Annotated in this window: 10 protein-coding genes; 3 read left to right on the forward strand and 7 right to left on the reverse strand. The window is 60.3% G+C overall.

Annotation, left to right across the window (positions count from 1 at the left end):
* Positions 1-3 precede the first annotated feature (3 nt).
* Together GH665_RS37005 and GH665_RS37010 are read right to left on the reverse strand one after the other, a co-directional pair.
* Positions 4-1,014, reverse strand: coding sequence for an SPFH domain-containing protein (locus GH665_RS37005; RefSeq protein ID WP_153141955.1), 1,011 nt, complete (start codon positions 1,012-1,014; stop codon positions 4-6).
* Between the two features lie 63 nt (positions 1,015-1,077).
* The gene (locus GH665_RS37010) at positions 1,078-1,464 is read right to left on the reverse strand and encodes a DUF350 domain-containing protein (protein WP_153141956.1); all 387 of its coding nucleotides are present in this window, start codon (positions 1,462-1,464) and stop codon (positions 1,078-1,080) included.
* 127 nt (positions 1,465-1,591) lie between these two features.
* Between GH665_RS37010 and GH665_RS37015 the strand changes: the two genes are divergently transcribed.
* Positions 1,592-3,109 carry a polyamine aminopropyltransferase gene (locus GH665_RS37015; RefSeq protein WP_153141957.1) on the forward strand — a complete coding sequence of 506 codons (1,518 nt, stop codon included), beginning with the start codon at positions 1,592-1,594 and terminating at the stop codon, positions 3,107-3,109.
* Positions 3,109-4,731 (forward strand): FAD-dependent oxidoreductase, encoded by a 1,623-nt coding sequence (locus tag GH665_RS37020; protein WP_153141958.1) that lies wholly within the window; start codon positions 3,109-3,111, stop codon positions 4,729-4,731. The genes GH665_RS37015 and GH665_RS37020 overlap by 1 nt, the downstream gene beginning before the upstream one ends.
* Before the next feature lie 211 nt (positions 4,732-4,942).
* On the opposite strand, the gene GH665_RS37025 is transcribed toward GH665_RS37020, so the two are convergent.
* From GH665_RS37025 to xylA, 5 genes are all read right to left on the reverse strand, one after another.
* Entirely contained in the window at positions 4,943-6,715 is a 1,773-nt protein-coding gene (locus GH665_RS37025) for a tetratricopeptide repeat-containing glycosyltransferase family protein (RefSeq protein WP_153141959.1), read from the reverse strand.
* A 337-nt stretch (positions 6,716-7,052) separates the two neighbouring features.
* Positions 7,053-8,252: a sugar ABC transporter permease gene (locus GH665_RS37030; protein WP_046571964.1), complete on the reverse strand. Its 1,200-nt coding sequence runs from the start codon at positions 8,250-8,252 to the stop codon at positions 7,053-7,055.
* A complete protein-coding gene (gene xylG, locus GH665_RS37035; RefSeq protein ID WP_153141960.1) occupies positions 8,249-9,808 on the reverse strand; it encodes a D-xylose ABC transporter ATP-binding protein in 1,560 nt (519 codons plus the stop codon). Before xylG ends, GH665_RS37030 begins: the two co-directional genes overlap by 4 nt.
* Positions 9,809-9,896: 88 nt before the next feature.
* Positions 9,897-10,925: a D-xylose ABC transporter substrate-binding protein gene (xylF, locus tag GH665_RS37040; RefSeq protein WP_153141961.1), complete on the reverse strand. Its 1,029-nt coding sequence runs from the start codon at positions 10,923-10,925 to the stop codon at positions 9,897-9,899.
* 171 nt (positions 10,926-11,096) lie between these two features.
* Positions 11,097-12,419 (reverse strand): xylose isomerase, encoded by a 1,323-nt coding sequence (gene xylA, locus GH665_RS37045; RefSeq protein ID WP_153141962.1) that lies wholly within the window; start codon positions 12,417-12,419, stop codon positions 11,097-11,099.
* Between the two features lie 274 nt (positions 12,420-12,693).
* Here xylA and GH665_RS37050 point away from each other — a divergent pair, with 274 nt between their 5' ends.
* On the forward strand, positions 12,694-13,911 hold the full coding sequence (locus tag GH665_RS37050; protein ID WP_153141963.1) for a XylR family transcriptional regulator: 1,218 nt from the start codon (positions 12,694-12,696) through the stop codon (positions 13,909-13,911).
* The last annotated feature ends 3 nt before the right edge of the window (positions 13,912-13,914 follow it).

Genomic DNA, 13,914 nt, shown 5'->3' on the forward strand with positions numbered 1-13,914 from the left:
CGCTTATTTCGTCAATTTGGCGAGAATCTCGGCTTTCGCCTTCGCATAGTCGTCTTCGGTGACGAGGCCCTTGTCCAGCAGGGTCTTGAGTTGTTGCAAGCGCTCCACGTAATCGTTCGAGGAGGCTTGGGCGGGCTGAGCAGGTTGCGCAGGCGTCTGCGGGTTGAGCGCGCCCGTCATTGCCTGACCGATCGCCGCGCCGGCCGCCATGCCGGCGCCCACACCGGCCATGCCGCCTTGGTTCTGCGCGGCGAGCGGGATCGATTGTGCGGCCTGATACTGTGCGAATTTGTTCAGATCGCCACTCATGCCGACGCTGATACGCGCGTCGAGCGTCTTCTGCAGCGCATCGGGCAGCGACACGCTTTGCACGGTGAACGAATCGAGCGCGACGCCATAGCGCGCGAATACAGGCGCGAGCGCCCGGCCAATGCGCTGCGAGAGCAGCTCCTGGTTCGCGGCCATATCGACGAACGCCACATCCGCCGTTCCGAACGCCACGCTCATTGCGGTCACGACCAGATTGCGCAGTTGCTGTTCGAGATCGTCGACCGTGTAGACCGCGCGCGTACCGCTGATCTCCCGATGAAACGACGGCACGTCGACCACGCGATACGAATAGATGCCGAAAGCGCGCACCTGCACGAGCCCGAATTCGCTATCGCGGATCGTGACAGGCTGCGGCGTGCCCCAGCGGCGGCCGAGCTGCAGACGCGTGCTGAAGAAGTACACGTCGGACTTGAACGGCGACTGGAACAGCTTGTCCCAATTGCGCAAACTGGTCAGCACCGGCAATGTGCGGGTGGTCAAGGTATAAAGCCCGGGGCCGAATACATCGGCAATCCGCCCTTCGTTCACGAATAGCGCCATTTGCGATTCGCGCACCGTCAATTGACCGCCGTACTGGATTTCCTGGTCTTCCATCGGATAGCGCCAGGCTAATACACCGTCGCGGTCTTCAGTCCATTGCAGAACGTCGACGAATTGCTTGCGAATAAACGATCCGAGACTCATTGTGCACTCCTCGCGCGAGGCGCCCGCTTATAAGGCAATAGTGTGAATTGTGTTAAACGCCAATCAGGTCAGACAGGCTGCGTTGATAATCCCCACAACCAGTGACGCGCTACCCATCAAACCGCCCATGGCCGTATTGCGCGTTTCGATCGCGTGGTTCATGCCAGGCAAAAGCCGGGTCAGCAACGCGTAAGTGGCGACCTGCACGATCATCGCGCCGAATGCCCAGATCAATACCAGCACCAGCGTGGAGTTATGCGCAATACTCGAGGCCAGCGTCAGACAGAAACCAACCAGCGCGCCGGCAAAGGAAAGGAGTGCCGCGACATTGCCTTCACGGATCAAAGCCAGTTCGTCGAACGGCGTGACCTTGAGGTAAACTGCCGCGAATCCGAGGATCAGCACAAAAGCCGACAGTAAATGAATCCCATAAGAAAAGGCATCACCCATTTATTCCCCCGGATTTTGCATGCCGCGCATGCCATTTCTACCGGCCCTGATTATGCCGGCAGCGCCGATCGACGGCTCGCAGAAATCGCCGCCAGTATATCCAGATCGGACCGGAGTGCCCAGCACGATGAATAAACATAATCGCACACTGATTCTGTCCGTACTGGTGCTGGCCTCATGCGGATTGGGTTATGAACTGATCAGCAGCACGTTGTCGAGTTATTTGCTGGGCGACTCGGTGCTGCAATTCTCGTCGGTGATCGGTTGCTATCTGTTTGCGATGGGCGTCGGTTCATGGCTCGCCAAATTTGTCGACGATGACGACGTGCTCGACCGCTTCGTCGATATCGAACTGCTGGTGGGTTTGCTCGGCGGCTTGTCGGCGGCGATGCTGTTCGGCGTGTTCGCGTGGCTCTCGGCGCCGTTTCGCGCGGCGCTCTATGCAGTGGTGCTGGTGCTCGGCATCCTGATCGGCATGGAGATTCCGCTCGTGATGCGCGCGTTCCAGCAGCGCCGCCAGGCGTTTCGCCATACCGTCAGCGACGTCCTGAGCTTCGATTATCTCGGCTCGCTCGCCGTCTCGCTGCTGTTTCCCCTCGTGCTCGCGCCGCGTCTCGGCCTGCTGCGCACCGGCTTCCTGTTCGGCATTCTCAACGCGCTGGTCGCGTTATGGACCACGCACACGTTCCGCGCCGAAATCAGCAACGTGCCCGGCAAGCTGGCGCGTGCCGCGCTGGTGATCAGCCTGCTCGCAGCAGGCTTCGCGCTCTCCGAGCGCCTCACGCATTGGGCCGAGCACGGCCTCTATGGCGATGAGACGATCTTCTCCGAAACCACCCCGTACCAGCGCATCGTGCTCACGCAATGGCACGACGACATGCGGCTGTACCTGAACGGCAATCTGCAATTCTCGTCACGCGACGAGCATCGCTATCACGAGGCCCTGATTCATCCGACGCTCGAGGCACTGCCGTGGGCCAGACATGTGCTGGTGCTCGGCGGTGGCGACGGCCTCGCCGTGCGCGAAATTCTCAAGCATCGCAACATCGAAAGTGTGACGCTGGTCGATCTCGATCCGGCGATGACCACCCTGTTTTCGAATTCCGCGCCGCTCGTCAAACTCAATCAGGGTTCGCTCAAAGACCCTCGCGTGCATGTGATCAACGACGATGCCGTGCGCTGGCTCGAATCGAACGCCGAGGTATTCGACGCGATCGTGGTCGATTTCCCCGATCCGACCAACTTCGGTTTGGGCCGTTTGTATTCGGTGCCGGTGTACCGGATGCTGTCGCGGCATCTCTCGGAAAACGGCTATGCGGTGATTCAGTCGACTTCGCCGTATTTCGCGCCGCATGCGTACTGGACCATTGTCGATACCTTGCGCGAGGCGGGCTTCAATACGTGGCCGTATCACTGTTACGTGCCTTCGTTCGGCGACTGGGGTTTTGTGATCGCGGGCAAGCGCCGCGATTACACGATCCCCACGCATTACTCGGTGCCCACGCGCTGGCTAGACGCGCAAACCGCCGTCGAGATGTTTCACTTCCCCGCCGACATGCCGGCCTTGCCGATGGCGCCGAACCAGTTGAACGATCAGCCGCTCGTCCGTCTTTTCGACGAGGACTGGAAGCACGTACTGCGCTGATGGACCGCCGCACTTTTCTGCTCGCCAGTGCCGCGGCGTCGCTTGCCGGTTGCGGCCGCACCGGCTGGATCGAGACAACGCCGGCGATCGACAGCCCTGGGATGCGCGAAGGCCACGCACTGCGCGACCATCGCAGCTTGCCGCCACCGTCAGGCACGCTCGAAACCGACATCGCAATTCTCGGCGCCGGCGCGGCGGGTCTGTCGTGCGCGTGGCAACTCGCGCGAGCGGGACACAAAGACTTCGTCGTACTGGCCGGACCCGAGTTCGGCGGCAATGCGGCGGGCGGCCAGTATGGCGATCTCGGCTATCCGAAGGGGGCGCACTATCTGCCTTTGCCGTCGATGGAATCGACACATCTGCGCGATATGCTCGCCGACCTCGGTGTGATAGAAGCCGATCCGTTTACAGCACGGCCGGTGTTCGATGAACGCGTGCTGGTGCACGCGCCCGACGAGCGCCTGCTGATCGACGGCCATTGGCAAGACGGTCTCGTGCCGACCCTCGGTGTCGGCCAGGCGGAACTCGCGCAGCAGCAGCGCTTTTTCGCTTATACCGACTCGTTGCGCTCGGCGTTCGGCAGCGACGGCCGCAAGGTGTTTTGCATTCCGCTCGCGCAGTCGTCGCAAGATGCACGGTGGCGCGCACTGGACAAACGCTCGTTCAAGCAATGGCTGCTCGACGAGGGTTATACCGCGCCGTCGCTGCACTGGTACCTGAACTACGCCTGCCGCGACGATTTCGGCGCGGGTTATGAACGGGTCTCCGCGTGGGCCGGCTTGCATTATTTTTCAGCGCGCGGCGGCCATGCACGCAACGCGGAGGATGGTGCAGTGCTGACCTGGCCCGACGGCCTGCACAGCATGGTGACCCGGCTGAGCGCCTCCATCAGCCAGCGAGTGGGTGCGCATGCATGGTCGCTGCCCGGCTTTGCGGCCCGTGTCGAGGAGAAAACGGCGGGCGTCGAGGTGCTGTGCGTTCGCATCGACAGCAACAACGTGCCCACCACCTTTCTGTTGAAGGCGCGCCGCGCGGTCTGCGCGATGCCGCTCTTCGTCGCTCAGCATGTGATGCCGCAATCGCTGCATGCGTATGGTTTCGACGCCGCACGCGATCTGCCGCCACGCGCGCCGTGGCTGGTGTCCAACTTCCTGATGGATGGCATGCCGCGCGAAGCGCAAGGCGTGCCGCTCGCGTGGGACAACGTTGTTTATCGTGGCGACGGTCTCGGCTATGTAGTCTCGACGCATCAATTGATCCGCCTGTCGCCACCGCAGCGCTCGGTGTTCTCGGCTTATCAGGCACTGAACCTCGAGGCGCCCGACGACACACGTCGCTGGCTTGCCGCCGCGCATCCCGACGACCTGCGCGCCCAGGCCGCGATCGACCTTGCACCGGCTTACGGCCGCGATCTGTGGCGCCACGCCGCCGCGCTGGAGATCACCGTGCGCGGTCACGCCATGGCCACGCCCGATGTCGGCTTCCTGAGCCGCCCCGGCCTGCTCGCCTTACGCGACGCGCACGGCCCCGTTCTGTTCGCTCACGCCGATCTATCGGGGATGTCGCTGTTCGAGGAAGCGTCGTACTGGGGCGTGTTGGCCGCGAACCGGGCGATAAGCTGAGCGTTCCACCATGGCTTATCCGGGTAAATCGCTATTTTTGACAAGCTTTCTTTTACCTTTCAATTGAGGTTAAATATAAGCCTTCAACTACTCGTTACGGGGCACGTATGTCGAACTTCATGCAAGGCGCAGCCACGTTGGGCGGCTGCATTGGCGTTTTCACGGTGGTGGTTGCGGTTGTGGAGATGTTGGCGAATTGAGCCGAATTGGCTCACGCCTGGATTGCGGGCGTATCGCACCAGGCGCCCAACGCCTCCCGTACCTCCTCAACGACCGGCCCCCACTCGCCTAGCTTGCGTTGCCGGAAGAGCCGCATCGACGGATACCACGGACTATCCGCTCTATCGAGCATCCACCGCCAATCCGAATGGGCAGGCAGCAGCACCCAGACAGGAAGTCCCGCCGCGCCGGCAAGATGAGCGACTGACGTATCAACCGTAATGAGCAGGTCGAGCGTCTGAAGAATAGCCAGCGTATCGGCAAAATCGCTAATTTCGGGGCCCAGCGTGTGTAAGTCGAACTCATTCGCCAGATGCTCGCTCTGGCGTTCAAGATAACCTTTTTGCACCGAATACCAGGTTACGCCGGACTGCCCGAGCAAGGGCCTTAGCATGTCCAGTTTGACTGATCGCCGATGATCGAACGGATGGTTGGGATCGCCCGCCCACGCCAGCCCGATGCGCCTGTTCTTCGCGCACAACTTGACACGCGCGCCGTCGTCAATATACGCCTGCCACTGATGAATTTTTTCTGGCGTAGCGGCGATATACGGCATGGCTAGAGGAAGCATCGGCAAATCCAGCTTCATATACTCCGGCATCCTCATCATGTGGCAAAAGTAGTCATAAGGCCCTGGAGGCAGCTCGGTCCATACGGCATGAATGCCGCTTGCGCTGCGGGCGACCTTGTCCAACGGAGCGTCAACCCACACATCCACGGTGGCTCCTTGCCGATGCAGCCAATGCGCCATACGAAGAAACTGAATTTGATCTCCAAGTCCCAGCTCCTTGACCAGAAGAAACTTGCAGCCGGCGACGGCCTCCCCGCTCCATTCGGGGAAATCCGGCCGCACCGGGTCGCGGAAATACGGCGTTCTTTTGTGCCATTTCCATCGTTTCCAGCCCTGCTCGAACTCACCGAACTTGAGTTCCAAAGTCGCCAGGACGTATTGCATCAATGCATTGTCCGGAAGATTCCCTACCGCCTCGATGCAATGCGACCGCAGTCCGGGAAGATCCACGAGAGCGTCAAAGCCGTACATCGCATTGAGATGCAACTGCTCACTTTTCGGATCGGCGGCGAGTCCCTGTTTGGCGACGCTGATCGCCTCGCTGAAACAGCGGGCGCAGTTCAACGTGTACGACAGTTCTTTGAGAGCGTCGGCATTCGATGCGAACGAGCAGCGCATTGCTTCGACAACCGCATCAATATCGCTACGACGGCCAATCTTCGCCAGCGCCAGAATCAAGGCGAGCCCATCGGGCAAGCTGGTTGAATCCAGCGCCCATGCGCGAGCCCAGTACTTCGCGGCGTCAGCGAACTGCTCGAGTTCCGTGCAAATTTTTGCCAGAGCGCGAACCGCATGGTGCAACCCCGGTTCGAGCTCAAGCGCCTTGATGTAGTGTGCCTTTGCCTCGGCGAGCCGCAACGACGATCTTAGACAATCACCGAGATTCCGGTGAAGAGTGGCGGTGCTGCCCGTCAGACTGAGCGCGCGATGATAAAACGCTTCGGCCGCTATCCATTCTTCCGCCAAAGCCGCAAGCAATCCACGTTGCTCCAGAATATCTGCGCGATCCGGAGCCACCAGCAATGCCCGGCTCAGGAATTCGCCCGCTTGCACCATCTGGTTGTCGAGGAAAGATGCAAGCCCTGCACGATGAAGCGCATTCACGTGCTGTGGCTTCAGCGCCAGCACTTGCCTATATGCATCAATTGCTTCCGGCAGACGCTTCCCGGCGAAGTACGCGTCGGCGCGTGCCATGTAGGCTTCAAGGTCTGGGGAGACCCGTGATTGATGAGTTGACAAAGTTCTAGTTCGGGCAGGTTAGGTTCGTTCGTCGATTGCCGTCGACGTTTACGTTATGCATAACCTTCCGACGCCACCGGCCAGCGCATTGCGTTCTATCAATCGCCGGTTGCAAGAAGCCTAAACAGTGCAACCGATATGAGCAATCAGACGTTTCTATTTTTCATTGGAGAACTCAGCCAACGCCTACGACAGCCGAGGTATTTCCGCTTTGTCACGACGAATTGGCCATCGGCCACGGCTTCGAACTCCGAAACGCCTTTGCAATTTTCGCGATTATCCTACGGATACCTTACCGCCGATTCGACCCCGACACGACATCGATCCACACAGCCAGCACAAGAATGCTGCCCTTCACGATCATCTGCCAGTACGCGTCGACGTCGAGCATCGACATGCCGTTATCCAGGCTGGCCATCACCAGCGCGCCGATCAGCGCGCCATAAACCGTTCCAGAACCGCCGCGCATCGACGTTCCGCCGATAAAGCATGCGGCGATCGCATCGAGTTCGCCCATCGATCCTGCCGACGGCGAGCCCGCCGCGAGCCGTGCCGTATTGACGATGCCGGCGAACGCGCACATCAGCCCCATCAGCGCGAAGATCGCCAGCTTCACACGGTTCGTATTCACACCGGAGAGCCGGGTTGCTTCCAGGTTGGAACCCACCGCATAGATGCGCCGCCCGAAAACGGTCTGCGTCGCGATCCACGTGAAAATACCCAATAACGCGAGCAGCAGCAGAACCGGCACGGGAATTCCGCCGTAACGATCGAGCGTGGCGACAAACGCGGCCAGAATCACGCCCGCGCCGACCACCTTCACGACGTCTTGCCAGATCGGCACCACGCGCAACTTATATCGCTCACGGTTGCTTCGTTGCCGCACCGTCAGAAAGGCCAGCACCACGAACAGCACAACTGCCAGCGTATCGCCTGCAAGACGCGGCAAATATCCTTGGCCGATAAATACGAAGTCGTCTGAGACGGGTGCGATCGTCGAGCCACCCGTGACACCGAGCAGAATGCCGCGATACGCGAGCATGCCGCCCAGACCGACAATGAACGAAGGCACACGCCGGTAGGTCGACCACCAGCCGTTGAACATACCGACGAGCACACCTAGCAGCATCACCAGCGGCACGGTGACGCCGATCGGCCAGTGCCGGTTCACATCGAGAATTGCCGCGACGCCGCCAAGCAGACCCAGCAGGGAGCCGACCGACAGGTCGATCTCGCCCGCGATGATCACGAACACCATGCCGCACGCGAGCATGCCGGTAATCGACATTTGCCGCAGCAGATTCGACAGATTGCGCGGCGTCACGAACGCGCCGTGTGTCAGAAAGGAAAAGAAAATCCAGATCACGGCCACGGCAATCAGCAACGCGAGAATCTTGTAACGTGCGAACAGTTGCTGAACGCGTTGCGGACCACCGAACGCGCCACGTGGCGCGGCGCCTTCTGCGGGTTGGGAAGTGACGTCGGGAGTCATGCGGCACTCGCTGCGGTTGGGTTCGTGGATCGCTGCACAGGACGAATCGCGGCGCTGAGAATGTCCTCTTGCGTGAGGCCGTCGTTGACGAAGTCGCCGCGTAATTCGCCTTCGCCGATCACCAGCACGCGATCGCTGATACCGAGCACTTCAGGCAATTCGGACGACACCATTACGATCGACATGCCTCGCTGTGCCAGTTGAAAGATCAGTTTGTAGATTTCGTATTTCGCGCCGACATCGACGCCGCGGGTCGGTTCGTCCAGGATCAGCACTTTCGGGTCCGTGAGCAGCATGCGCGTCAGCACGGCCTTCTGCTGATTGCCGCCCGATAGACTCGCAATCGAAAGCATGGGATGCGCCGCGCGCACTGAAAGCCGCTTCATCTCCGTATGAATCGTATCGAGTTCGGCGGCGGAATCGATCCGACCGCCCTTCGCGAAGCGTTGCAACACCGCAAGCGTGATGTTGTGGCCGACGCTCAGTCCCGGCACGATGCCATGACGCTTGCGATCTTCCGGCACCATGCCGATGCCGGCGCGAATCGCATCGACCGGCGCGCGAATTTTCAATGGCTTGCCGTCCATCACCACGCTCGCTTCGCTCACCCCCGGATACGCACCGAAGATCGCCTGCATCAACTCCGTACGTCCTGCGCCAACCAGACCGGCAACGCCGAGAATCTCACCGCGTCGTAGCGCAAAGGACACATCGTTCACACGCTTGCGGCGCGGATTGGTGACGTCGAAACAGGTCACGTGGCGCGCTTCGAAGATCACCTCGCCGATCGGATGCGGCTCACGCGGGAACAGGTTCTTGATCTCACGGCCCACCATCAGCGAGATGATGCGGTCGGTAGTCAACGCGTGCATTGGTTCGGTTGCGACATGGCGGCCGTCGCGAATCACGCTGATCGTGTCGCACACGGCCGCGACTTCGTCGAGCTTGTGCGAGATATACACGCAGGCGACGCCGCGCCGTTTCAGATCACGCAAGATATCCAGCAGGATGTGTATTTCCGTAGCCGTCAGCGACGACGACGGTTCATCGAGAATCAGCAGCTTCGCGCGCTTGTTCAACGCCTTCGCGATTTCGATCAGCTGCTGATGGCCGCCACCGTAGTTCATCACCGGTTGTGCGGAATTGATTCCACTGATGCCGAGTTCGCGCAGCAGCTCATCAGCACGCTGATACATGGCGGCGTAATTCATTCTGCCGCCCGGCAGCGTGATCTCATTGCCGAGAAAGATATTCTCCGCGACCGATAGCTCCGGCACCAGCATCAATTCCTGGTGAATGATGATGATGCCCGCACGTTCCGTGTCCCTTATGCTCGCGGCTTTCAGCGGCTCGCCTTCCCAGATTATTTCGCCATCCCACGTGCCGTGCGGATAGACGCCTGAGAGCACTTTCATCAGCGTCGATTTTCCTGCGCCGTTCTCTCCGCACAAGCCCACGCACTCGCCTGGCGCCACCGTCAGGTCGATGCCGTCGAGCGCCTTCACACCGGAAAACGCTTTGACGATGCCGCGCATCGTCAATAATGGTTCACTCATTCGCTATGCCTCGCTGCAGGGCGCGCGCTCGTGCCGACGTGCCTGGTGCATGCCAGGCACGTCGGCTTGAACTACGCACACATTACGCTCATTGGCTCGCGAGCTGGGCCTGGGTATAGAAGCCGTCCTTGACGACCACATCGACGTTGCTTTTGGTGAGCAACGTGGGTTGCAGAAGCACCGTGTCGACCTTCTTCTTACCGTTGTCGTACTGGGCATTGAAGGCCGGCTTCTCGCCCTTCGCCAGCGCGACAGAGAGTTTTGCCGCTTCACTCGCGATCAGCTTCAGCGGCTTGTACACGGTCATGGTCTGTGTGCCGGCAATCACGCGCCTAACGGCCGCAAGATCGGCATCCTGCCCCGAGACCGGCACCTTGCCCGCCATGTGCTGCGCAGCGAGCGCCTGGATCGCGCCGCCCGCGGTACCGTCGTTCGAAGCGACGATCGCGTCGATCTTGTTGTTGTTCGCCGTGAGCGCATCTTCAACAATACGCAGCGCTGTCGACGCGCTCCACTCCGGCACCCACTGCTGACCGACGACCTTGATATCGCCCTTGTCTATCGCGGGTTTCAACACTTTGAGCTGACCTTCACGCAGCATCTTCGCGTTGTTATCGGTCGGCGCGCCGCCGAGCAGGAAGTAATTGCCCTTCGGTTGCGCGTTATAAACACCTTGCGCTTGCAGTTCACCGACCTTCTCGTTGTCGAACGAAATATAGGCGTCTACATCCGCGTCGAGAATCAGGCGGTCATACGAAACGACCTTGATGCCCGCCTTCTTGGCCTCTGCGACAACATTACCAAGCGTCTTCGAGTTGAACGGTACGATCACGATCACGTCCACGCCGCGCGAGATCAGATTCTCGATTTGCGAAATCTGCCGCTCCTCGCTCGCATCGGCGGACTGCACCGATACCTTGGCGCCCAGCTTTTCTGCTGCCGCAACGAAGTAGTCCCGATCGCGCGACCAGCGCTCGACACGCAGGTCGTCGATGCAGAAACCAATTTCGGGGTGATCCTTGCTTGCGTGCGCGAGCGGCGCGGCAAGTGACAGGCTGGCGAGCACGGCTCCACACACAAGCGAACTCAGTAGGGTACGGCGCGTTGCGAATTTCATGTCTCACTCCTTGTTCTGATAGCCCGAATACCGGATTGGACGGTCTGCGCTGCGAGCCACAGAACCGGACAAGCGACAAACCAAAGCTTCTCTACTCGCGCGGTCAGCGTGGCCGCGCGATTTTTATGTCGTACTACGCTATTTCCGAAAGCGTTACTTCGTGACTGCCGTTCAGCGGCCCCTATAAATCGCCTGATTCACGACGTTTTCCAACTGCTCCTGCCGGCCGCTCGTGTGCTGCGGATTCAGGCCGCGCGTCAATGCATCCGTGGCCAGCGTGGAGAGCGAATACTCGCCCTTGAGAATTTTGCGGCCGAATTCCGAATCCCAGCCTGCATAGCGGTGGCGCTTGAACTGTTCGAGCCGGTCGTTCTCGATCAGCGTCGCAGCCCGCTCGACGGCGAGCGCCAGATTATCGATTGCGCCAATGTGACCGAAGAACAGATCTTCCGGGTCGACGCTCTGCCGCCGTACTTTTGCGTCGAAATTCATACCGCCGCTTGTGAAGCCGCCGTGCTTCAGAATTTCATAGAAGGCCAGCGTCAGTTCTTCGACGCTATTCGGAAACTGGTCCGTATCCCAGCCGTTCTGCGGATCGCCACGATTCGCGTCGACGCTGCCGAAGATCCCAAGCGCATAGGCGGTGGCGATCTCGTGATGAAACGAGTGGCCGGCAAGGGTCGCATGATTGGCCTCGATGTTCACGCGAATCTCTTTCTCCAACCCGTGTTGCAGCAGGAAACCATGTACGGAGGCCACGTCGTAGTCGTATTGATGCTTGGTTGGCTCCTGCGGCTTCGGTTCGATCAGCAACGCGCCTTTGAAGCCGATCTTGTGTTTATGCTCGACCACCATATGCAGGAAACGGGCAAGCTGATCGCGTTCGCGAACAAGGTCGGTATTGAGCAGCGTGTCGTAGCCTTCGCGGCCTCCCCACAGCACATAGTTTTCACCACCCAGTCGTTGCGTCGCGTCGAGCGCGTGACGAACCTGCGCGGCGGCAAACGCGAAAATCTCCGGATCGGGACTGGTCGCGGCACCCCCCGCATAACGCGGATGCGAGAACAGATTCGCCGTGCCCCACAGCAATTTGATGCCGGTATCCTGCTGCTTGCGGGCGAGATAGTCGGCGATGCGCGTGAAGTTCTCGCTATAGGTTTTCAGGCTATCGCCTTCCGGCGCGACGTCGGTATCGTGAAACGTGTAATACGGCGTGCCGAGCTTCGAGAAAAACTCAAATGCGGAATCCGCTTTTTGCTGCGCCCGCTCCATCGCGTCGCCGGCCTGCTGCCATGGACGCCGAAACGTTCCTTGCCCGAAGATATCGACGCCCGGCCACACGAACGTATGCCAGTAGCACACGGCGATACGCAGATGTTCCTCGAGCGTCTTGCCGAGCACGCGCTTACTCTTGTCGTAATGGCGATACGCAAGCGGGTTATCCGATTGCGGACCCTCGTAGCGAATCGCAGGAATATGTTCGAAATACGACATCAGCGTCTCCTGTTTTATGCTGCACTGCAACCCGTGCGGCATCGCCGCGCCGGTTGACAAGGTGACGCCATGCTGCCGCTTGCCAGATGCATCGGCAATTGCGAAATTGCACAGCACGCTTAATGTTTCTTAGTGCCCACGCGTTTGTTTCACACCCGTGCGAGCTTCGCGGCCTAGAATAACCAGACGCTTAAAAACAGTGCCGCCTTTGGCGCGCACCCAACAGGAGACGAAGGCGCCGCGAGTCCTGCCGATCCGCGCACCGCCCACTGCCATGACCCGTCCGCAAACACCACAGACGACCCATCGGATCGCGCTGCTGTTCAACGCGAACAAGGTCTACGACCGCGAAATCATCACCGGCATCGGCAATTACCTGCTGTCGACGCGCGTAGCCTGGGATCTCTTTCTCGAAGAAGATTTCCGCTGCCGTCTGACGGGTATCGAGCAATTCGACGGCGACGGCATCATTGCGGATTTCGATGATCCCGCTGTGGGCGAAGCGCTGCGTGACTGTCCGTTGCCGGTGGTCGCGGTCGGTTCATCGTTTGAAGACCCGGCCCACTACCCTCCGGACTTACCCTATATCGCAACCGATAACGCCAAGCTCGTTTCGCTCGCCTACACGCATCTGATCGGCGCGGGTCTCGAACACTTCGCGTTGTACAGCCTTCCGCAAGCGCAGGAAAATCGCTGGGCGCAGCAACGTGAGTTGGCGTTCGCTCACCTGCGCAGCGCGGACGGCCATAGCGCCGCGCAGATCGGCACCGAGATTTATCGCGGCCTGTCGACCAGCGCGCCGTCGTGGAATCAGGCCACCGAGCAGCTCACCGCGTGGCTGAATCAACTGCCGAAGCCGGTGGGCATCATCGCCGTCACCGACGCCCGCGCACGGCATCTGCTGCAGGCCTGTTTGATCGCGGGCATTCCCGTGCCGGAACAGGTGGCGATCATCGGCATCGACAACGATCCGCTCACGCGCACCTTGACCCGCATTCCGCTTTCCTCCGTGATTCAGGGCACCGAGGAAATGGGCCGCACCGCTGCTCACTTGCTGCATCAGATGCTGCACGGCGCGCGTTTCCCTGGGCGGCGCATTCTCGTACCGCCGGTCGGCATCAACGTGCTCGAATCGACTAAGCACCAGCCGCTCGCGAGTCCCTATGTGATGCGCGCACGGCACTTCATCCGCCAGTACGCGTGCCAGGGCATTCGCACCGAACAGGTTGCCGATTACGTGGGCGTATCGCGATCGTCGCTCGAAGAGTACTTCCGGCGCGAACGGCAATGCACCGTGCATCAGGAAATCCTGCGCCACAAACTCGATGTCGCCAAAGCGCTGCTTGCCGCGCGCGATGCCTCGAGCGCGGAGGTGGCGATCCGTTGCGGGTTCACGTCGCTGCAATACATGTACGCGGTGTTTCGCCGCGAACTCGGCTGTACGCCGCGCGAGTATCAGGAACGTGCGAATTCGACCGCAGCGCCTGGCTGAGCA

This window comes from Paraburkholderia agricolaris, from assembly GCF_009455635.1.
GTDB lineage: Bacteria > Pseudomonadota > Gammaproteobacteria > Burkholderiales > Burkholderiaceae > Paraburkholderia > Paraburkholderia agricolaris.